The 19,988-nt window shown below is 67.3% G+C and carries 23 protein-coding genes and 1 tRNA gene; 15 read left to right on the forward strand and 9 right to left on the reverse strand.

From position 1 onward, the window contains the following. Positions 1-25 precede the first annotated feature (25 nt). The 8 genes from AC1DVI_RS16730 (at position 26) to AC1DVI_RS16765 (ending at position 4,891) form a co-directional block, all read left to right on the forward strand. Entirely contained in the window at positions 26-583 is a 558-nt protein-coding gene (locus tag AC1DVI_RS16730; RefSeq protein WP_476958918.1) for a ubiquinol-cytochrome C chaperone family protein, read from the forward strand. 132 nt (positions 584-715) lie between these two features. Beyond that, the gene (locus AC1DVI_RS16735; protein ID WP_476958919.1) at positions 716-1,324 is read left to right on the forward strand and encodes a YceD family protein; all 609 of its coding nucleotides are present in this window, start codon (positions 716-718) and stop codon (positions 1,322-1,324) included. 105 nt (positions 1,325-1,429) lie between these two features. Continuing rightward, positions 1,430-1,615 carry a 50S ribosomal protein L32 gene (rpmF, locus tag AC1DVI_RS16740; protein ID WP_014240744.1) on the forward strand — a complete coding sequence of 62 codons (186 nt, stop codon included), beginning with the start codon at positions 1,430-1,432 and terminating at the stop codon, positions 1,613-1,615. 49 nt (positions 1,616-1,664) lie between these two features. Next, complete coding sequence (gene plsX / locus AC1DVI_RS16745) at positions 1,665-2,717, forward strand: phosphate acyltransferase PlsX (protein WP_149163535.1); 1,053 nt, start codon at positions 1,665-1,667, stop codon at positions 2,715-2,717. 4 nt (positions 2,718-2,721) lie between these two features. Then, positions 2,722-3,693, forward strand: a complete 972-nt coding sequence (locus AC1DVI_RS16750) for a beta-ketoacyl-ACP synthase III (RefSeq protein WP_476958920.1) — start codon at positions 2,722-2,724, stop codon at positions 3,691-3,693. Between the two features lie 138 nt (positions 3,694-3,831). Then, complete coding sequence (locus tag AC1DVI_RS16755) at positions 3,832-4,170, forward strand: integration host factor subunit alpha (protein ID WP_014240747.1); 339 nt, start codon at positions 3,832-3,834, stop codon at positions 4,168-4,170. A 40-nt stretch (positions 4,171-4,210) separates the two neighbouring features. Continuing rightward, positions 4,211-4,729 (forward strand): MerR family transcriptional regulator, encoded by a 519-nt coding sequence (locus AC1DVI_RS16760; protein ID WP_476958921.1) that lies wholly within the window; start codon positions 4,211-4,213, stop codon positions 4,727-4,729. A gap of 85 nt (positions 4,730-4,814) precedes the next feature. Then, a tRNA-Pro gene (locus tag AC1DVI_RS16765) sits at positions 4,815-4,891 on the forward strand. A 139-nt stretch (positions 4,892-5,030) separates the two neighbouring features. On the opposite strand, the gene AC1DVI_RS16770 is transcribed toward AC1DVI_RS16765, so the two are convergent. After that, positions 5,031-6,809 carry a cation:proton antiporter domain-containing protein gene (locus AC1DVI_RS16770; protein WP_476958922.1) on the reverse strand — a complete coding sequence of 593 codons (1,779 nt, stop codon included), beginning with the start codon at positions 6,807-6,809 and terminating at the stop codon, positions 5,031-5,033. Between the two features lie 385 nt (positions 6,810-7,194). Between AC1DVI_RS16770 and AC1DVI_RS16775 the strand changes: the two genes are divergently transcribed. Continuing rightward, positions 7,195-7,413 (forward strand): hypothetical protein, encoded by a 219-nt coding sequence (locus AC1DVI_RS16775; RefSeq protein WP_476958923.1) that lies wholly within the window; start codon positions 7,195-7,197, stop codon positions 7,411-7,413. A 53-nt stretch (positions 7,414-7,466) separates the two neighbouring features. Here the strand turns inward: AC1DVI_RS16775 and AC1DVI_RS16780 are convergent, their stop codons facing one another. The 5 genes from AC1DVI_RS16780 to AC1DVI_RS16800 are packed head-to-tail and all read right to left on the reverse strand — an operon-like array spanning position 7,467 to position 11,428. Further along, a complete protein-coding gene (locus AC1DVI_RS16780; RefSeq protein ID WP_476958924.1) occupies positions 7,467-7,964 on the reverse strand; it encodes a DUF934 domain-containing protein in 498 nt (165 codons plus the stop codon). Then, positions 7,951-9,639, reverse strand: coding sequence for a nitrite/sulfite reductase (locus AC1DVI_RS16785; RefSeq protein WP_476958925.1), 1,689 nt, complete (start codon positions 9,637-9,639; stop codon positions 7,951-7,953). Before AC1DVI_RS16785 ends, AC1DVI_RS16780 begins: the two co-directional genes overlap by 14 nt. Before the next feature lie 35 nt (positions 9,640-9,674). Beyond that, positions 9,675-10,010, reverse strand: a complete 336-nt coding sequence (locus AC1DVI_RS16790) for a DUF2849 domain-containing protein (protein ID WP_476958926.1) — start codon at positions 10,008-10,010, stop codon at positions 9,675-9,677. 24 nt (positions 10,011-10,034) lie between these two features. Beyond that, complete coding sequence (cobA, locus tag AC1DVI_RS16795) at positions 10,035-10,874, reverse strand: uroporphyrinogen-III C-methyltransferase (protein ID WP_476958927.1); 840 nt, start codon at positions 10,872-10,874, stop codon at positions 10,035-10,037. Then, positions 10,871-11,428 carry a precorrin-2 dehydrogenase/sirohydrochlorin ferrochelatase family protein gene (locus tag AC1DVI_RS16800; RefSeq protein WP_476958928.1) on the reverse strand — a complete coding sequence of 186 codons (558 nt, stop codon included), beginning with the start codon at positions 11,426-11,428 and terminating at the stop codon, positions 10,871-10,873. The genes cobA and AC1DVI_RS16800 overlap by 4 nt, the downstream gene beginning before the upstream one ends. A 209-nt stretch (positions 11,429-11,637) precedes the next feature. On the opposite strand from AC1DVI_RS16800, the gene AC1DVI_RS16805 reads away from it, so the two are divergent. From AC1DVI_RS16805 to cysC, 3 genes are read left to right on the forward strand one after another with little or no spacing between them, the layout of a single operon-like run. Beyond that, the gene (locus AC1DVI_RS16805; RefSeq protein WP_476958929.1) at positions 11,638-12,372 is read left to right on the forward strand and encodes a phosphoadenylyl-sulfate reductase; all 735 of its coding nucleotides are present in this window, start codon (positions 11,638-11,640) and stop codon (positions 12,370-12,372) included. Continuing rightward, positions 12,369-13,166 carry a sulfate adenylyltransferase subunit CysD gene (gene cysD, locus AC1DVI_RS16810; protein ID WP_476958930.1) on the forward strand — a complete coding sequence of 266 codons (798 nt, stop codon included), beginning with the start codon at positions 12,369-12,371 and terminating at the stop codon, positions 13,164-13,166. Before AC1DVI_RS16805 ends, cysD begins: the two co-directional genes overlap by 4 nt. An 18-nt stretch (positions 13,167-13,184) precedes the next feature. Further along, the gene (gene cysC / locus AC1DVI_RS16815) at positions 13,185-15,059 is read left to right on the forward strand and encodes an adenylyl-sulfate kinase (RefSeq protein WP_476958931.1); all 1,875 of its coding nucleotides are present in this window, start codon (positions 13,185-13,187) and stop codon (positions 15,057-15,059) included. Positions 15,060-15,122: 63 nt separating this feature from the next. Here cysC and AC1DVI_RS16820 read toward each other — a convergent pair whose 3' ends face one another. After that, positions 15,123-16,019: a hypothetical protein gene (locus tag AC1DVI_RS16820; protein ID WP_476958932.1), complete on the reverse strand. Its 897-nt coding sequence runs from the start codon at positions 16,017-16,019 to the stop codon at positions 15,123-15,125. 262 nt (positions 16,020-16,281) lie between these two features. Between AC1DVI_RS16820 and AC1DVI_RS16825 the strand changes: the two genes are divergently transcribed. The 3 genes from AC1DVI_RS16825 to AC1DVI_RS16835 are packed head-to-tail and all read left to right on the forward strand — an operon-like array spanning position 16,282 to position 18,838. Next, on the forward strand, positions 16,282-17,328 hold the full coding sequence (locus AC1DVI_RS16825; RefSeq protein ID WP_476958933.1) for an ABC transporter substrate-binding protein: 1,047 nt from the start codon (positions 16,282-16,284) through the stop codon (positions 17,326-17,328). A 5-nt stretch (positions 17,329-17,333) separates the two neighbouring features. Continuing rightward, on the forward strand, positions 17,334-18,098 hold the full coding sequence (locus AC1DVI_RS16830; RefSeq protein ID WP_476958934.1) for an ABC transporter permease: 765 nt from the start codon (positions 17,334-17,336) through the stop codon (positions 18,096-18,098). Beyond that, the gene (locus AC1DVI_RS16835; protein ID WP_038527654.1) at positions 18,086-18,838 is read left to right on the forward strand and encodes an ABC transporter ATP-binding protein; all 753 of its coding nucleotides are present in this window, start codon (positions 18,086-18,088) and stop codon (positions 18,836-18,838) included. Before AC1DVI_RS16830 ends, AC1DVI_RS16835 begins: the two co-directional genes overlap by 13 nt. A gap of 185 nt (positions 18,839-19,023) precedes the next feature. Here the strand turns inward: AC1DVI_RS16835 and AC1DVI_RS16840 are convergent, their stop codons facing one another. Both AC1DVI_RS16840 and AC1DVI_RS16845 read right to left on the reverse strand, forming a co-directional pair. Further along, entirely contained in the window at positions 19,024-19,308 is a 285-nt protein-coding gene (locus tag AC1DVI_RS16840; RefSeq protein ID WP_038527656.1) for a DUF1488 family protein, read from the reverse strand. 172 nt (positions 19,309-19,480) lie between these two features. Then, on the reverse strand, positions 19,481-19,789 hold the full coding sequence (locus tag AC1DVI_RS16845) for an SCP2 sterol-binding domain-containing protein (RefSeq protein ID WP_476958935.1): 309 nt from the start codon (positions 19,787-19,789) through the stop codon (positions 19,481-19,483). Positions 19,790-19,988 lie beyond the last annotated feature (199 nt).

Raw genomic sequence — 19,988 nt, forward strand, 5'->3', positions numbered from 1 at the left:
CGAAACTCCGAGCGAGAGAGAAACCGTGCTTGACCGCTTGTTCCGGCGCCGGCGTGAAGCCCGCGCCGTCGCCGATTTCTATCTCACCATCGCGGCGCAGGCCCGCCAGCCGGCCTTCTACCGTGACCTTGGCGTTCCCGACACGCTGGATGGGCGTTTCGACATGGTGGTGCTTCACGTCTTCTTGGTGATGCGCCGCCTGAAGGGGCAGGGGGCCGCCGCCGCGGACCGCTCACGCCTTCTCTTCGAAGCGATGATCGACCATTTCGAGAAATCGCTGATGGAGCAGGGGGTGGGCGACAGCGGAGTCGGGCGGCGCATCAAGACGATGGCGCGCGGCATCGCCGGCCGGATCGAGGTCTACGACCGCGCGCTCGCCGCCGAAGACGGTGACGAGGGCGACGCGGCGTTGCAGGTGGCGCTCGACAACAACGTCTATGGCACCGTATCGGAGGTGCCGCCGCAGCGGCTGGCCGTCATGGCCGCCTATGTCCGGCGTGAGGCCGCCGGGCTGGAGAGGCAACCGCTGGAGTCGCTCATGGCCGGTGATGTCCGCTTCGGTCCGCCGCCTGGCGCCGGCTGATCGCACCCATCGGGTCTCTCCTTACTATTGGACGCGCCAATTGGACTTGCCTTTCCCGGCCTCCGAATTCATCTGACACTGAGACGAAGGCGTCCGCTCCAGAACGGACGCTGTGACAAGGAACTGCCTGACATGCGCAACACGCCCCCGCTCACCGCCGGCCCAGCGCCGGAATTCTCGCGCATCGTCCGCGCCGACGCCGTCCACCGCGAGGGCGATCTGGTCGAATCCATCGAGGCGACAGAGGCCGAGCGTAAGGCGCTGGCCGAGCGCTTCGAACTGGAGGGAATCGGGCGGCTGACCGCCCGGATCCGCCTGCGCTCCGTGCGCGGCGGCCAGATGGTGCGCGTGGAGGGGGAACTGGAGGCCGACGTGGTGCAGACCTGCGTCATCACGCTGGAGCCGGTGCCCGCCGAGGTTTCCGAGCGCTTCGGCGCGCTGTTCGCGCCGGAGTCGATGGTCCCCGGCGAGGAGGACGAGATCGAGATCGACCCGAACGTCGCCGAGGAGGACATTCCGGAGGCGATGACCAACGGACGCATCGACATCGGCGAATTGGCCGCCCAGCATTTGTCCCTGGCGCTCGACCCCTATCCTCATGCAGAAGGCGTGGCGTTCGACGGATACAGCGAAGGCGAAGAGGAGGAGGAGGGCCCGGCCCCCGCCGATGATGATGCCGACGCCGAGGTGGAGAAGCCGAACCCGTTCGCCGTGCTGGAACGTCTGAAACGACAGAATTGAGGGCGGAACGGGCTTGCCCTTCGGGGGCAATTGCCGTATTGAATGCCGCTCGCGTCAGGCGGCCCCTCTTCGGGCCGCCTTTTACAATGAAGAGAGTTTACGGCCATGGCTGTTCCGAAGAAGAAGACCTCCAAGTCGCGCCGCAACATGCGTCGCTCGCACCACGCTCTCCCGACCTCGTCCTACGCCGAGTGCTCGAACTGCGGCGAGCTGAAGCGCCCGCACCATGTCTGCGGCTCTTGCGGTCATTACGACCAGCGCGAAGTGGTTCAGAGCGCTCCGGCGGCCTGATGGCGGTTTGGTTGGCCGCCCTACGTCCTAGCCAGGGAGCCTGTCCGCGGTGAGCCAGCGCCTGACCATTGCCCTTGATGCCATGGGCGGTGACAAAGGACCCGACATGGTGATTGCCGGGGCGGATATCGCCCGCGAGCGTCACCCGCAGGTGCATTACCTGCTGTTCGGGGACACCGCCCGCATCGAGCCGCTGCTCGCGCAGCGGCCCGCCTTGAGAGCGGTGGCCGAGGTGCGCCACACCCCGGACGCCGTGGCCGGCGACGCCAAGCCGTCGGTCGCGTTGCGCGCCGGGCGCCAGTCGAGCATGCGTCTCGCCATCGATTCGGTGGCGAGCGGGCAAGCCGCCTGCGTGGTGTCCGCTGGCAACACCGGCGCGCTCATGGCCATGGCGAAGTTCGTGTTGAAGACGATTCCCGGCATCGACCGTCCGGCCATCGCCTCGTTCTTCCCGACCCTGCGCGGGGAGAGCGTCATGCTCGACCTCGGCGCGAACACCGAATGCCAGCCGGAGAACCTCGTGCAGTTCGCCGTTATGGGCGCGGTCTTCGCGCGCACCGCGCTGAACCTGTCCGAGCCGACCATCGGCGTGCTGAACATCGGTTCGGAAGAGGTGAAGGGGAACGAGGTGGTGCGCGCCGCCGCGACCCGTCTGCGCGAGATGCCGCTGCCGGGGCGTTTCCACGGATTCGTCGAGGGCAACGACATCGCCACCGGCACGGTGGACGTGATCGTCACCGACGGTTTCACCGGCAACGTCGCCCTGAAGACCGCCGAAGGCACGGCAAAGCTGTTCACGGAGTTCCTGCGCCGGACGTTCCAGTCCTCCTGGACGGCGCGTCTCGGCTACCTGCTGGCCCGCGGGGCCTTCAAGCGGTTGAAGCAGCGCACCGATCCGCGCCGCTACAATGGCGCCATGTTCCTAGGCCTGCGCGGCGTCTGCGTGAAGAGCCACGGGGGCACCGACGCCATCGGGTTCGCCAACGCCATCGGTGTGGCCTACAATCTGGCGGCAAACGGTTTCAACGACCGAATCAAGGAAGAGATGCAGCGTCTTGCCGACGCCAAGCCTCTTCCCGACACGAAGGCGGCGGCGGTCTAACATCATGGTCAAGCGTTCCCGGATTCTCGGCTGCGGTTCCTACCTCCCGGCCAACGTCGTCACGAATCGCGACCTCGAAGCCCGTGTGGACACCTCGGACGAGTGGATCGTCCAGCGCACCGGCATCAGGTCGCGGCACATCGCCGCCGACGGGGAACTGACCTCCGACCTCGCCATTGCTGCGGCGACGCGCGCGCTGGAGCATGCCGGGGTGGACGCCGCCAGCATCGACTGCATCGTGCTGGCGACGACGACTCCGGACAACACCTTCCCCGCAACCGCGACGAAGGTGCAGGCGGCGCTGGGGACCAAGGGCTTCGCGTTGGACATCCAGGCGGTGTGCGCCGGCTTCGTCTACGCCATGTCGATCGCCGACAACTTCATCCGCATCGGGCAGGCCAACCGGGCCCTGGTCATCGGTGCGGAGACCTTCTCCCGCCTGCTCGACTGGAAGGACCGCACCACCTGCGTCCTGTTCGGCGACGGCGCCGGGGCCGTGGTGATGGAGGGGTACGACGCCGCCGGGACCTCGGCGGACCGCGGCGTGCTGTCCACCCACCTGCATTCGGACGGCGCCCAGTACGGGCTGCTCTACGTCGATGGCGGCCCGTCCACCACCGGCACGGCGGGGCATGTGCGGATGAACGGCCAGGACGTGTTCCGCCACGCCGTCAGCAAGCTGTCCTCGGTCGTCGAGGAGGCTCTGGCCGCCAACGGCCTTGAGTCGTCGGCGGTGGACTGGCTGGTGCCGCACCAGGCCAACCAGCGGATCATCGACGGCATCGCCCGCAAGTTGAAGCTGCCGACCGACAAGGTCGTGCTGACGGTGGACCGCCACGGCAACACCTCCGCCGCGTCAATCCCGCTGGCGCTGTGCGAGGCGGTGCATGACGGCCGTGTGAAGCGTGGCGACCTGATCCTCATGGAAGCCATCGGTGGTGGCCTGACCTGGGGTGCCGCGATGGTGCGCTGGTAAGCGGCGCACCTCCTTCGCTTTCCCACACGGGTGCGTTTGCTGCGCCGCTCACAACGACGCGATCCAAGCTTTTGAATTGACCGGGTTCTTTCCCCGGATTACGGTTTTTCCCCTATGGTTTCGGGGGGGAAGCGAACCATGTCACAGAACACCGTCACCCGCGCGCAGCTCAGCGAAGCGGTCTATCAAGAGGTCGGCCTGTCGCGCAACGAATCCGCCGATCTGGTCGAAAGCGTTCTGGAGGAGATCTCCGACGCCCTGGCCCGCGGCGAGATGGTCAAGATCTCGTCCTTCGGCAGTTTCCAGATCCGGCAGAAGGGGCAGCGGGTCGGCCGCAACCCGAAGACCGGCGAAGAGGTTCCGATCCTGCCCAGGCGCGTCCTGGTCTTCCGGGCGAGCCACGTCCTTAAGAACCGCATCAACGAGGTCGTGGAGGCGGAGGAAGCCGAGGCGCAGCGTGTGAAGGCGGTCTCCTGATCCGCCGCACGAACCGGCCGACAACAAGGGTTTCCCGGATATGAAGGCGCGCGGCACCACGAAGTCCGCCACGGCGTTCCGCACGATCAGCGAGGTGTCGTCCGACCTGGACGTGCCGCAGCATGTGCTGCGTTTCTGGGAGGGCAAGTTCCCGCAACTCCGCCCGCTCAAGCGCGGTGGAGGGCGGCGCTACTACCGCCCGGAAGACGTGGAACTGCTGCGGCAGATTCAGAACCTGCTGTATGGCGAAGGCTACACGATCAAGGGTGTCCAGCGCCTTCTGAAGGACGGGAAGGTGGACGACGATCCGGACGCCCGGAGGGCGGAGGCGGATGAACCGCTCCCCCTTGAGCCGGTTCGCTTGGAGCCGGTCGCTCCTGAGCCCACTTCGGATGAGGTGCGCGGGGCTCTGGACGTCGTGGCGGTGAACGCTCCGATCATTGCGCTCGACGGCCTGTCGGACACCATCCGGCAGGCCATCGCGCAGGCCATCGATGAGTTGAGGGAGGCGCGTCTTCTGCTCGCGGTGGAAGAAGAGAAAGAAATTCGAGAAGCGTGAGAAAAAGTGAACTGTAGCGCTTGCGTTGGACCAAGGTCCCGGCTATAGTCCCGCTCCCTTCCGGAACGAAGGGCGGTCCGTCGAACGGAGCGTAGCGCAGCCTGGTAGCGCATCAGACTGGGGGTCTGGGGGTCGCAGGTTCAAATCCTGTCGCTCCGACCAATGTTCCGGAAGATGAAAAGGCCTTGGAGCTGATCGGCTCCAAGGCCTTTTCTTTTGCTTTTCTCCAACGGCCGGTTTGCGGAAGCCGCCGGGCCTCTCTGGAGAAGCCGGTGGCGGTTCCGTTGCAAACCGCGTCGGCTCAGGCGGCGCTCTCCGATGCGGCCATGGCCTCGTCGGTGGCGGCGTCCTGCTGATTCATCTTGCGCCGTTGCGCGGCCATGTCGATCAGGGCGGTGCGCAGCGCCGGATGGCGGGCGGTGAACTGGTTGAAGTCGCGCCGTTCCAGAACCTGAAGCTGGCAGTAGTCGACCGCAGCGACGTCGGCGTTGCGCCGCTGGCCGCTCAGCAGCGCCATCTCGCCGAACATCGTGCCAGCGCCCAGGCGAATGGTCTGGCCTTCCATGAGCACCTCCACGGCGCCGGAGGAGATGAAGTACATGGCGTTGGCGCGGTCGCCCTTGCGGATGATCCGCTCGCCGGGCACCGCCGACTTGGGCCGGAACAGCATCATCAGCCGCTCCTGCTCGTGGGCGTCCAGCAGAGACAGCACCGGGAAGGTCTTGGCCAGCGCCTGGATTTGCAGGTCGTGCTCCTTCTCGCGCTCCTCCGCTTGGTGGCGGGCGTCGGCGAGGCTGCTCTGGAGTTGCTCGAACTGCTCCCAACCATAGGGCGGCACACCGGCGGCGCGCTTGGCCTGGAGATGCTTGCGCAGCGCTGCAACGCCCGCGAAGACCGCCGGATTCAAGGTGATCGACAGCAGCGCCCCGGCCAGCACGAGGTCGCGCCCTTCCTCCGGCAACAGGCCGAGCGACAGGCCCAGCCCGACGAGAATGAAGGAGAATTCGCCGATCTGCGCGAGGCTGGCCGACACCGCCAGACCCATGCCCACTGGGAAGCGCAGCAGGATCACGATTCCGAAAGCGATCAGCGACTTGCCGACCACGATCAGGGCCACCACGGCGATGACCGCCAGAGGGTCGCGCAACAGGATCGACGGGTCGAACAGCATGCCGACCGACACGAAGAACAGAACGGCGAAAGCGTCCTGCAACGGCATCGAATCGGTGGCCGCCTTGTGGCTGAAGCGCGACTCGTTCAGCACCACGCCGGCGAAGAAGGCGCCCAGAGCGAAGGACACGCCGAACAGAACCGCCGAGCCGTAGGCGACGCCGAGCGCGATGGCGAGAACGGACAGGGTGAACAACTCGCGCGAGCCGGTCCGCGCCACGTTGGTCAGGATCACCGGAACGACGCGCGGGCCGAGCACGATCGCCAGAACGGAGAAGGCCGCCACCTTGCCCAGCGTCATGGCCAGCGTCAGCCAGATCGGACCCTCCGAGCCGGCGCCATGGCCCCCAGCGGCGCCCCCAGCGACGCCCGGCGCGTGGCCGCCCAGGACCTCCGCCAGGGCCGGCAGCAGAACGAGCGCAAGAACCATCGCGAGGTCCTCGACGATCAGCCAGCCGACCGCCACGCGGCCTTCGGCGGTGTTCAGCATGTCGCGCTCTTCCAGGGCCTTCAACAGCACGACCGTGCTCGCCACCGACAGGCTGAGGCCCAGCACGAGGCCGGCGCCGAGACTCCAGCCCCACAGCCAGGCCAGCCCGACGCCCAACGCGGTGGCGAGGCCGATCTGTCCGACCGCGCCGGGAATGGCGATTTTCCGGACCGCCAGCAGGTCCGAAGGCGAGAAATGAAGACCGACGCCGAACATCAGGAGAATGACGCCGATCTCGGCCAACTGGGCGGCCAAGGCACCGTCGGCAACGAAGCCCGGCGTGAAGGGACCGATGATGATGCCGGCGACCAGATACCCGACGAGGGGAGGCAAGCGAATGCGATCAGCGAGGTATCCGAAGAAGAAGGCCAACCCGAATGCGATGGCGATCATGGAAATAAGCGGAACGTCATGGGACATGCGAAAATCCTGGCTGCATCGGCGCGATGCCGCATAGTACGGATTTCGGCGGGCCGCGTGAGCAATGTTGTCGGGATTTTTCCAGTCGTTCGCCCGCATTCGTGGGGACTAAGGTGGAGTTGCCGTAAATTCGCCTCAATTGCCCGATGCTTCGGCATAAGACTCGGAATGCATGCGGTGTGACTTTGCTGGCTTGTCGCGTTCCGGGACTGGATAAGCGGGCCGGGACCGCTATGCTCCGCGGGCGGACGGAGAGGTGAAAAGCATGGCGAGCAAAAGACGCAAGGCATCCAAAAGGGCGGGTCGCGGCCGGTCGGCGGCAGGACGCTCTCTGGCGGGCGAATCGATGGTCCTTGAGGGACGGGTGCCGCGACCGCAGGTCCGGATGTCCCCTGTCGTACGAAGCCGGGGCAATGCGAAACGCTCCGTCTCTCTGGACGGCGATTCGGGGGCCTTTCTCGGGCCGGAGCAGCAGTATCTTCTGAGAAAGCGCCAGGAGGTCGAACGGCGCGAGGCCCGGTTGCGGCGTACCGCCGCCGGGGTGCTGGTCGCGCTTGCCGCCGCGGCGGCGGCCGGGCTGTTCTGGGCGTTTGGCGGGATGTGAACCGCGCCGCGCCCGCTCCCATGCTTTTGGGAAAGGGCGCGGCGCGATGCGTGTCAGGACCCCAGGCGGCGGCGCAGGAGCGACAGCGGCTGCGGGTCGTCCAGCGACGGCTGGAAAGCGACGCTGATTTCCGTCAGGGCATGCGCCCAGCTCTCCGGGTTGGTGTTCTCCGGCGCCTCGGCGGAGGTGAAGCCGGTGCGCAGGAGGAAGCGGTACTGATCGGGGATGACGTGCCCGACCGCCCGCATCTCCCCCTCGTAACCATAGCGCTCCCGCAGCTCGCGCGCCGTGGAGAAGCCGCGGCCGTCGCGGAACTTGGGGAACTCGATCGCCACCAGGGCGAAGCGGTCCAGGTCCGGCGCGATGGCCGGGGCCAGGGTCCCGCTCTTGACCCGGACGCCGAGCGCCGCGTTGCGGCCGTCGAAGCTCGCGCGCTCCGCCTGCCAGCGCTCGAAGGTGACGATGGCGGGGCGGTCGGCGGGAACCGGCTCGCCGTCGGCGACCGCGACCCACTCATCCTCGACGATGCGGCCGTCCTTAATGAGCGGCATAGACTCTCTCCTTGAACGGGCCGTGGCCGACGCGCTTCAGCGTGTCGATGAAACGCTCCCCGTCGTGCCGGTTGGACAGATAGACCTCGACGATGGCCTCGATGGCGTCCACCGTCTCGTCGGCGGTCACCGCCGGGCCGAGGATGTCGCCGATGGCCGTGGTCAGGGTCGGGTCGCCGCCGACGGTGATCTGGTAGAACTCCTCGCCCTTCTTATCCACGCCCAGGATGCCGATGGCGCCGACATGGTGATGGCCGCAGGCGTTGATGCAGCCGCTGATCTTGATGCCCAGCTCGCCGATGGTCTGCTGGCGCGCCGGGTCGGCGAAGCGGGCCGAGATGGCCTGGGCCAGCGGGATCGAGCGGGCGTTGGCCAGCGCGCAGTAGTCGAGGCCGGGGCAGGCGATGATGTCGCCGATCAGCCCGGCGTTCGGCGTGCCCAGCCCGTTGGCCTCCAGCGCCGTCCACAGCGTGAACAGCGCGTCCTGGCGGACATGGGCCAGAACGAGGTTCTGGGCGTGGCTGACGCGGAGTTCGCCGAAGCTGTGCGCGTCGGCCAGATCGGCGATCAGCTCCATCTGCTCCGACGTGGCGTCACCGGGGATGCCGCCGGCGGGCTTCAGGGAGATGGTGGCGGCGGCGTAGCCGGGGACCTTGTGGGCCAGCACGTTGACCGCCACCCAGCGGGCGAAGTCCGGGTTCGCCGCCTTGGCGGCCTGGAAGGACTCCGGCTCGTCGGTCAGCGTCTCGAAGGCCGGGCCGCCGAAGCGGCGCCGGATCTCGTCGATGATCTCCGGGGCGAGGCGGTATTTCGGGCCGCGCAGGCGGGCGAACTCCTCCTCGACCTCCTGGGTGAATTTCTCCTGGCCCAGCTCGTGGACGAGGATCTTGATGCGCGCCTTGTAGATGTTGTCGCGCCGGCCATACTGGTTGTAGACGCGCAGGATGGCTTCGAGATAGGCGACGAAGTCCTCCTCGGGCACCCAGTCGCGGATCAGCTTGCCGATGAAGGGCGACCGGCCCAGACCGCCGCCGACGTAGAAGGTGAAGCCGACCTCCCCCCGCTCGTTGCGCTTGGCGAAGACGCCGACGTCATGGACGCGGATGGCCGCGCGGTCGGCGTCCGACCCCATGATGGCGATCTTGAACTTGCGCGGCAGATAGGTGAATTCGGGATGTAGGGTCGTCCACTGCCGCAGGATCTCGGCGTAGACGCGCCCATCCACCACCTCGTCGCGCGCGGCGCCGACGAACTGGTCGGTTGTCACGTTGCGCACGCAGTTGCCGCTGGTCTGCAGCGCGTGCATGTCCACCTCGGCCAGCTCGTGCAGGATCGCCGGGGTGTCCTCCAGCTTGATCCAGTTGAATTGGAGATTCTGGCGGGTGGTGAAGTGGCCGTAGCCCTTGTCGTACTTGCGCCCGATCTCGGCCAGCTTGCGGAGCTGCCGCGAGGTCAGGACGCCGTAGGGAACGGCGACGCGCAGCATGTAGGCGTGGAGCTGGAGGTAGAGGCCATTCATCAGCCGCAGCGGCTTGAACTCGTCCTCCGTCAGCTCGCCGGACAGGCGGCGCTCGACCTGGGCGCGGAACTGCTCCACGCGCTCCGTGACGAAGCGGCGGTCGATGTCGTCGTAGCTGTAGACCCCGGCGTTGCGGCCGGGCGCGATGTGGTTCATGGAACTCGCCCTAATAAGAATGTTGGCCGCCCGGTTCAGGCCGCAGCCTGCTTGCCGAGATCGATGCGGACGGTGGGGCCGAGCGCCCGGATGCGCTCACGCGTCTTGACCGGCACCCGCTGCCCGTCCACGACGCGCAGGTCGAAGGCGTAGACGTCCACGGCGAACTGCTCGCCCTCGGCCTGCGTCTTGGCGGCGGCCAGGGCGGTTTCGGCGGAGTCGTCGTCCTCGAACAGGGCGGCGTCGTCCAGACGTTCCACCCAGCGGAGATCCGGGCCGGGGGCGAGGAAGATCACCTCGCCGTCGCGCAGGCGGTTGGCGGTGATGGCCTTCAACGCCGCCTCGTTGCTGGACTTGTCGTTCAACGCCATGCCTTCAACTCCTAACACGTACGCTCACGCCGACACGGCGATGGGAAACGGATGCTGGCCGGTGGTCTGCTGCCACGCGCCGATCAGGGCGCGCAGCCGCACGACCTCGCCGACCACGACGATCGCGGGGCGCTTGGCCTGTAGACGCACGACGTCCCGCGCGCAATGGGCAAGATTGGTCTCGATGACGCTCTGCGCCTCAGTGCTGGCGCTCGACACGATGGCGACCGGGGTCATCGGCGGCTTGCCGGCGGCTTCCAGCCGTTCGGCGATGGTCCCGATGGTGCCCAGCGCCATGTAGAACACCAGAGCGCCGGGCATCCGCGCCAGGACGTCCCAGTCCAGATCGGCGGGAAGACCGCCGGTCTTGTCGTGGCCGGTGACGAAGGTCGCCGTGGTGCCGAAGCCGCGGTGGGTCACCGGGATGCCGGCGTAGGCCAGCCCGCCGATCCCCGCGGTGACGCCGGGCACCACGCGGAAGGGGATTTCGGCCTCGGCCAGCGCCAGGCACTCCTCGCCGCCGCGCCCGAAGACGAAGGGGTCGCCGCCCTTCAACCGCAGCACCCGCCGGCCTTCGCGCGCCAGCTCCACCAGCCGTGCGTTGATCGCCTGCTGCTTGGGCGAGGGGTGGCCGGCGCGCTTGCCCATGTCCACCAGAAGGGCGTCGGGGTTGGCGGCCTCCAGGATGCCGTCGCCGACCAACGCGTCGTGGACGATGGCGTCGGCCTCGCCCAGTGCCTTGGCGGCCAGCAGGGTCAGCAGGCCCGGATCGCCGGGGCCGGCCCCGGCCAGCCAGACGCTGCCCGGCTCGAAGGCGGGCAGGCGGGACAGGAGAGTCCGGGACAGAAGTGAAGATGCGATCATGGCAGCCATCCTTTGGCGGCGATCATGTCCCGGCAGGCGCGCAGCACCTCGGGTCCCTTGGCGCCCGTGGCGCGCAGGCGGTCGCGGAGCGCGGCGACTTCCGCCAGCCGGTCCGCCCAGACGGCGGGGAACAGCGTCTCCAGCCGTTCGCGGAGAAGTTGGGCCAGCGCCGGGCTCCGGCCGCCGGTGGAAACGGTCATCAGAAGGTCGCCGCGCCGTATCACAGACGGCGCGTGGAAATCACAGAGCGGAATCACATCCTCGACGTTGACCAGGATGTTGCGTTCGCGCGCCTGATGGGCCAGCGCCTCTGCGTCGGGATCGTCGATGCCGACGACGAACAGCACCTGCACGCCATCGAGATCGGCGGGCGAGGGCAGGGCGCGGCGCAGGGCCGCACCTGAGAGGGCGGTCAATTCCGCATCCGGTTCCGGTGAATAGACCGCCGGTGCCGCACCGCCCGCCAGCAACTGCGCGAGACGGCGCTTCGCCAGCGGCCCTTGGCCGACCAGCGCGATCCGCACATGCGTCGGGTCGAGAGCGACCGGGATCACCGCCGCCACCCGGAATGCACACCGAAGTTATCGTGAAAAGGCATCATGGGCGCATTTAAGCGCGATGGCGGGGTGCAATCAACAGATTTCACAAACTCTCTTAAACCTATAATACATATAGACAATGTATATGCATTGCAACGCCGTGAAACTGGTGTTAATGTGCAATTCAGAACAAATACTCCACTTAGTGGATAGGCAAACAGGCCATGCTTGATGGACTTGCTCGGGCTGTGAAACGCGACCGCGTGGCCGATCTGACCGAACGTTACGGACGGCTGGACGGGGCGGTGCTTCTGAACGCTCTTCTGCGTGATGAATTCGACGGCCGCGTCGCTGTGGTTTCGTCCTTCGGAACGGAATCGGCGGTGCTGCTCGCCTTGGCGGCGGAAGCCGACCCGTCCTTTCCGGTGCTCTTCGTCAACACGGGGAAGCTGTTCGGGGAAACGCTGCGCTACCGTGACAAGCTGGTATCGGCGCTCGGCCTGACCGGCGTGCGGACGATCGGCCCGACCGACGCGGAACTGGCCACGGAGGACCCCGACGGCCTGCTGTTCACCCGCTCGCACGACGCCTGTTGCCATCTGCGCAAGACGGTGCCGCTGGACCGCGCGCTGGAGGGCTTCGACGCCTGGGTGACCGGGCGCAAGCGCTTCCAGGCCACCACGCGCGCCGCTCTTCCCCTGTTCGAGGCGGAAGAGGGCACGGGCCGCATCAAGATCAACCCGCTGGCCCACTGGGACCGCGAGCGGATCGAGCAGGAATTCACCCGGCGCAACCTGCCGCGCCACCCGCTTGAAGCCGACGGCTTCCTGTCCATCGGCTGCTTCACCTGCACCGAGCGCGTCGCTCCCGGTGCGGACCCGCGGTCGGGCCGCTGGGCCGGAACCGCCAAGACCGAATGCGGCATTCACACCTTCAAGAAGACCGGAACCGCACCATGACCGCCGATCTCGATTACCTTGAGAGCCAGAGCATCTACATCCTCCGCGAGGCCTACAACCGCATCGACAAGCTGGCTCTGCTGTGGTCGATCGGAAAGGACAGCAACGTCCTGCTCTGGCTCTGCCGCAAGGCGTTCTTCGGGCGCGTTCCGTTCCCGGTCGTCCAGCTCGACACCGCGATGGAGCTTCAGGAGGTCTATGATTTCCGCGACCGCATCGCCGGGGAGTGGGACCTCGACCTGCGGGTGGAGGCGTGCCCGCCGGAAGCGGATATGGACCAGACCCTGCCGCCGCTGACCCGCGCTGCCGCCCGCAAGACGGAGGGGCTGAAGAACCTGCTCCGCGCCGGCAAGTACCAGGGCATCATGGTCGGCATCCGTCGCGACGAGCAGGCGACCCGCGCCAAGGAGCGCGTCTTCTCCCCGCGCTCGCTGGAAGGCGACTGGGACGTGAAGGACCAGCCGGCGGAGTTCTGGGACCATTACAAGACCCGCTTCGACGAAGGCACCCACGTCCGCATCCACCCGCTGCTGCATTGGACCGAGCTGGACATCTGGCGCTATTCCAAGCGCGAGGGGATTCCCATCGTCCCGCTGTATTTCGCCAAGGACGGCAAGCGCTACCGCTCGCTGGGCGAGAAGAACATCACCTTCCCGGTGGACAGCACCGCCGGCACCATCGACGAGATCATCGCCGAACTGGTCGTGACCCGCATTCCGGAGCGCGCCGGCCGCGCCATGGACAACGAGGCCGAGGACAGCTTCGAGCGCCTGCGCAGCTCGGGCTATATGTAAGAAGCGGGGATTGGGACCATGGACATCCGGAACGAATTGAACGGCCAGCTCCGCATCGTCATCGTCGGCCATGTCGACCACGGCAAGTCGACGCTGATCGGGCGCCTGCTGAACGACACCGGCAGCCTGCCCGACGGCAAGGTGGAGCAGGTCCACGAGATGAGCCGCAAGCGCGGCATGCCCTTCGAGTGGGCCTTCGTGATGGACGCGCTCCAGGCCGAGCGCGACCAGGGCATCACCATCGACACCACGCAGATCCACTTCAAGACGGAGCAGCGCCCCTACGTCATCATCGACGCGCCGGGCCATACCGAGTTCCTCAAGAACATGGTGACCGGCGCCTCGCAGGCCGACGCCGCCCTGCTGGTGATCGACGCCGCCGAGGGCGCGCTGGAGCAGTCGCGGCGCCACGCCTTCCTGCTGCATCTGCTGGGCGTGCGCCAGGTGGCGGTCGCCGTCAACAAGATGGACCGCGTCGATTTCGACCAGTACCGGTTCGAGGCGGTGTCGCAGGAGATCCGCGCCTATCTGGCGGAACTCGGCCTGCACACCTCCACGGTGATCCCGATCGCGGCGCGCCACGGCGACAACATCGTCACCCGCTCCGACAAGGCGCCCTGGTACGACGGCCCGACCGTGGTGGAGGCGCTGGATGCCTTCCGCCCGCAGCAGGCGCCGACCGAACTGCCGCTGCGCTTCCCGCTGCAGGACGTCTACAAGCCCGACGACCGCCGCATCCTGGCCGGCCGCATCGAGAGCGGGCGCCTGCGCGTCGGCGACACGCTGCGCTTCTCGCCGACCGGCGCCACCGCCACGGTGGTCAGCATCGAGGGGTGGAACCACAGCCAGCCCATCGTCGCCGCCCAGGCCGGGCAGAGCATCGGCATCACGCTGGACAAGCGCATCTTCGCCGAGCGCGGCCATGTCGCGCACCATGAGGAAGGGGCGCCGCACGTCACCCACCGGCTGGGCGTCCGCGCCTTCTGGCTGACCTCGGAGCCGCTGGCGGTCGGCAAGACCTACACGCTGAAGATCACGACGGGCGAGCATCGCGTGACGGTGGAGAGCATCACCGCCGTCATCGACATCGAGGACCTGTCGAGCACCCCGGCCAAGGCCGTCCACCGCAACGAGGTGGCCGAGGTCGTCCTGCGCTCCCGCTCGCCGATCGCCGTCGACCTCGCGTCGGCGCTGTCTCGCACCGGGCGCGGCGTGCTGATCGACGGCCACGACGTGGTCGGCGGCTGCATCGTCGTCGAGGTGGACGAGGGGCCCGCCGCCTCGGCCAACACGACCGAGGTGTCGCACGCCGTCACCGCGGACGAGCGCAACGCCGCCAACGGCCACAAGGGCGGCGTCCTCTGGCTGACCGGCCTGTCCGGGGCTGGCAAGTCCACGCTGGCCATGGCGCTGGAGCGCGCCCTGTTCGACCGCGGCTGGCAGGTCTTCGTGCTGGACGGCGACAATGTCCGCAACGGCCTGAACGCCGGGCTGGGCTTCTCGGCGGAGGACCGGGCGGAGAACATCCGTCGCGTCGCCGAGACGGCCAAGCTGTTCGCGGACGCCGGTGTGCTGGTCATCGCCTCGCTGATCTCGCCGCTCCAGGCCGATCGGGCGCGGGCGCGGGCCATCGGTGGCGAGCGCTTCCACGAGGTCTATGTGGCCGCCGATCTCGCCACCTGCGAATCGCGCGACCCCAAGGGCCTGTACCGCCGGGCGCGCGCCGGCGAGATTCCGGAGTTCACCGGCGTCTCCGCCCCCTACGAGGCGCCGGAGTCGGCGGAGCTGACCATCGACACCGGCGCGGTCACCCCGGTGGAGGCGCTGGGTGAACTGCTCGACTATGTGGACGGCGCCTTCGGCCGGAACGCCCTGAAGCGCGACCGGGTGTAACGCGGACGGGCATCACGAGGGGCGTCGGCTTTCCGTTTCCTTCGGGAAGGGGAGGTCGGCGCCTCAATCCTTTGCCGCCTTCAGCAGGTTGATGAGGCTTGCCGCCAGATCACCGGCGTGCTGGGACACGTATCCGGCTTGCTGCTTCGACTGGATCATGAACAACGGGGTTTCGCCGGGTTCCGCGCTCGGGTCGAAATAGGCCATCCGCGCCTTCGGGGTCCGGAATTCCGGATGCCAGGCGGCGTTCTCCGCGAAGGCCTTTCCGAAGATGCCGTTGTCGATCGCGGCGTTCGCCGCAGCCGCCTTGTCGTCGCCCTTCATCAGGTCGACGAGGCTGGATTTGACCGTCTGCGACGACAGGTCGGCAAGCTTGTCCAGGCCCTTGTTGTCGATCCACATTTCAACCTGTCCGCCGCCTTCCTCCTCCGGCATGTACAGGGTGATCAGAGAGGTCCCCTTCATCCCCGGTCCTGGCTCCTTCTCCGGTTCGGACGCGCTGCGCGCCTCGCGTTCCTCCTTCATCGCCTTGATCGAGGCGGGCATTTCCGGCTCGACGATGCCCGCCTTCGCCGCCGCCTTCTTCATGATGTTTATGATGTCGCCGGTGAGTCCAATCCCCGTCATGTCCGCCCGATCGCCCAGGCCGAGGGCCTTCTTTGTAAAATTGTTCAGATCCTCAAAATACTTATGCATTTTCGCGAAATAATCGTCCGTCGGGTCGCTGCTCGCCGGCGGGATGCCCGTGATGGCGAACTCCTTCGGTGCTCCCTTGGCCGGATTCGCTCCCGAACCGCCGGCCATGAGGCCTTTGGCCTGAGCAGACAAGGTCACCTGATCGCCCTCGGGGCTGGAGCCGTTCTCCGGGATGGAGGGTTGAAGCCTCGTCGGGCCGGTTCTGGTCCATTGGGAAAGGGTGGATGCGAAGGGCTGCGCCTTTGTGGAGTCGATGGCCGTCATGTTCCCTCTCCCGCTGTGGCTCATGCCGGATAAAGGGTTTCTGATTGCTAATCTTTTATAAATGATAATTAGAGGTTGAAGTAATCGTGACGGCAAAGGTCGGTGGCTGGGAGAGCCGCTTTTGCCGGGGCTTTTAACGACCAAAAGAACTACTTTGCACAGTTAAATTGCTCATTGCATCACGCAAATTTGTGCAATTCACTCTTCCTTCCGATAGGAGATGTGCTAAATAGGCGGGCAATTTCCTGCGAGGATGGATCCCATGACCGCCCTGACCCGACGTTCCGCGATGCTGGCTGTGGCCGCCGTCGCATCCCTGACCGCCGCGTCCCTGACCGCCCTGACGCCCGGCGCGGCCCGCGCCGCCGATCCGGTGAAGCTGGAGGTCGGCTACATTCCCATCCTCGCCGCCGCGCCGCTGTTCATCCTGGAAGGCGAAGGCTGGGCGCGCGAAGCGGGCATCGATCTGAAGCTGACCAAGTTCGAATCCGGCCCGCACGCGATCCAGGCGATGGCCGCCGGCAAGATCGATCTGCTCTACGCCGGCGTCGCCCCGGTCCTGGTCGCCCGCTCCAAGGGGGCGGACGTGTCGGTCATCGCCAATTCGGCGGTCGAGGAGATGGTCGTCGCCAGCCGCGGCGACTTCGCCAAGGCGCTGGGCGGCAGGGCGACCGCGGAGTCCATCGCGACGTTCGTCGCCGACAGCGGCCGCAAGGTGAAGATCGGCACGCAGCCGCCGGGCTCGGTTCCGGACACCGTGCTGCGCCACTGGCTGTTCAAGGTGGTGAAGGCCGACCCGGCCAACGTGGAGATCATCTCCATGGGAATCGAGAAGACCCAGCAGGCCCTGCTCGCCGGCGCCCTCGATGCCGCCACCATTCGTGAGCCGACGGTGACCGTCACCCAGAAGGTCGACCCGAACGTCGGGCTGCTCGCCACCGGCGCGGAGATGTTCCCGAACCAGCCCGGCACCGTCATCGCGGTCCGCGGCCCGGTCGCCAAGGAGCATGGCGAGGCGCTGACCCGCCTTCTCAAGGCGCACATCCGCGCCGTGGATCAGATCGCCAAGGACCCGGCCCGCTCCGGCAAGGTCGCCAACGAATATCTGGGCAAGGGTCTGATGGAGCCGGCCACGCTGGAGGCCGCCTTCCGCTCGCCGGGTTCCAAGTTCGTCGCCGACCCGCACGGCGTGGTTCCGGCGGTCGAGCAGATGATGGCCTACGCCAAGGAGATCGGCTCCGCCGAGGGCACCGTCCCGGTGGCGGAGGCGTTCGACTTCCGCTTCTACGACGCGGCCGCCGCGAAGTAAGCGCGATGCGTCAACCGTTGAAGCTCCACAGCTCCATCGCCCTGTCGGCGCTCGGCGTCGGCGCTTTCCTGCTCGCCTGGGAAGCGCTGGCGCGCAGCGGCGTCGTGCCCGCCGGGCTGCTGCCGTCGCCCAGCGCGGTGCCCGGCGCCTTCCTCGCGGAGTTCCGCTCCGGAACCTGGCAGGCGATGGTCTTCGCCAGCCTGTCGCACTATTTGTCGGGGCTGGTGCTCGGCACCCTGCTGGGCATCGCCTTTGGCACTGCGGCGGCGACCTGGGGGATCTGGGACGCCTTCCAGGCCTGGGTGGTGCGCATGCTGCGCCCCATCCCGTCCATCGCCTGGATTCCCTTCGCCATCATCTGGTTCGGCGTCAGCGAGTCGGCGGCGACCTTCCTGATTGCGCTGACGGTCTTCTGGATCAACTACTACGCCACCTACAGCGCGGTGCGCGGGGTGGACAAGGACCTGATCGAACTCGGCCACGCCTTCGGACAGGGCGGGCTGATCCCGCGCCTGTTCAAGATCGTCCTGCCCGGCGCGCTGCCGGGCATCCTGTCCGGCGTGCGGGCTGGGCTGGGGCAGGGCTGGATGACCGTGGTGGCGGCGGAGCTGTTCGGCATCTCCGGCCTGGGCGCGCGCATGTCCGACGCCTCCGGCCTGCTCGCCACGCACATCGTCGTGCTCTACATGGTCACCATCGCGGCGCTCTACGGCGTGTGCGACTTCCTGTTCATGCAGGTTCAGCAGCGGGTGCTGGCATGGCAAAAGTGAACGGCTCTGCTGTGATCGACCTGAAGGGCGTCGCGATCGGCTACGGCGCCGAGGCCCCGCCGGTCCTCGTGGACGTCGACCTGTCCATCGAGCGCGGCAGCTTCGTCGCCATCGTCGGACCGTCCGGCGTCGGCAAGTCGACCCTGCTGCGCGTCGTCGCCGGGCTGCACACGGCGCGTGCCGGTGCCGTCACCATCCATGAGACGAAGAAGCCGGGGCACCGCCCGGTCAGCCTCGTCTTCCAGGACGCCCGCCTGCTGCCCTGGCGGCGGGTCGCCAAGAACGTCCGCTTCGGGCTGGAGGGTCTGCCGATCTCCACCGCCGAGCGGGAGGAGCGGGTGGCCGCCGCGCTGCGGCTCGTCCGGCTGGACGATTACGGCCGGCGCTGGCCCTACGAGCTTTCGGGCGGCCAGCGCCAGCGCGTCGGCATTGCCCGCGCCCTGGCCGTCGATCCCGACATCCTGCTGATGGACGAGCCGTTCGGCGCGCTCGACGCCATCACGCGGCACAGCCTTCAGGACGAGTTGCTGCGCATCCACCGCGAAACCGGCAAGACCGTTCTGTTCGTCACGCACGACCTGGAGGAGGCCGTGCATCTCGCCGACCGCATCATCGTGCTGGGCGGCAGCCCGGCGCGCATCGTCCAGGACGTGCGCAACGAGCCGGGCCGCGACAGCGGCGGCTTCCGCGAGCAGGTCGAACAACTGCGGTCGGGAATCGCGGACAATTACAGCATTTGAGGGTGGGGGTGGTCGAGCCGGGCCCCCCCTTCCCGACCTCCCCCCGCTCTCGGCGGACCGGCGGTCCGCCTGTCGCGTCAGTGCAAACCTTTGGTTTGCGCGAGAGCTGCGCAGGGGGAGGAGAAAAGCCCTCCCCTGCGAAGCGGGGGAGGGTTGGGWGGGGGCTCAGTTCAACCGCTCGCCCCCTACGGCGCCACCCGCCGCACATCCCGCGCCGTCAGGTGAACGTTCGCATCCGGGTCCAGCTTGCGGTCCATGATGCGGGCCTCCACCGCCTTGTCGAAGACCGGGCGGTTCAGGCAGACATACTGCAGCGCCTCATCCGGCTTCGGCAGATGGCCGGCGAGGGTTTGCAAGGCGCGGCGCGGGACGAAGACCCGCCCGTGATACTCCCCGACCTCCACCGCGAACTCCACGGCGTCGGCCTCCTCGTTCCAGGACGGGTCGTCGGGGAACACGAACAGCGGCATCACACCCTCACGCAGAACACATCTCAGTCCAGGATGTAGGTAACATCGTAGCCGCTGCGCTTGAAGCGGGTCTTCAAAAGCGTGTCCTGCGCGTCGAACCAATGGTTGCGTTCCACGTCGCCGGAAACGCGGTGGTGCCGCCGTCCGGTTTCCGTCTCTCGGTCGTGGGCGCTCAGTCGTCGAGAAGCTGCGCCAGCTTCATGGCGACGCCCATCGAGCCGTCCACCTTCAGCTTGCCCATGGTGAAGGCCAGCATCGGGTTCAGCCGCCCGTCCATCAGCTTCTTCAGGTTCTCGGCCGAGATGCGGATGGTGCAGTCGGGATCGGCGTCCCCGGCGTCCTCCCGCGCGATGGCGACGGGTGTCTCGCGGGCGTTGACCCGCACCGCCTCGCCGTCCTCCAGCGCGAAGCGGACATCGGCCTTCAGGCTGCGGAAGCTGGTGGAGCGGGTTTGGAGTTCGCGCAGGATGTCCTCAACCATGGATCGGTCTCTCTCCCCTGGATTCATGTTGGTTGCATCTTGACAGTAAGTCGGCTTTACGTTTACGTCAACGTCATAACCAAAACGTTTCCGGCGCCTCAATGATCCGGGAACCATCAAATCAATTGAGGGGAGTGAAACCATGCAGACCGCCGCCGCGCCCGGACTCCGAACGCCCCGCACCGCCTTCCGCCGTCGC

The organism is Azospirillum sp. P4_B5, from assembly GCF_056402275.1.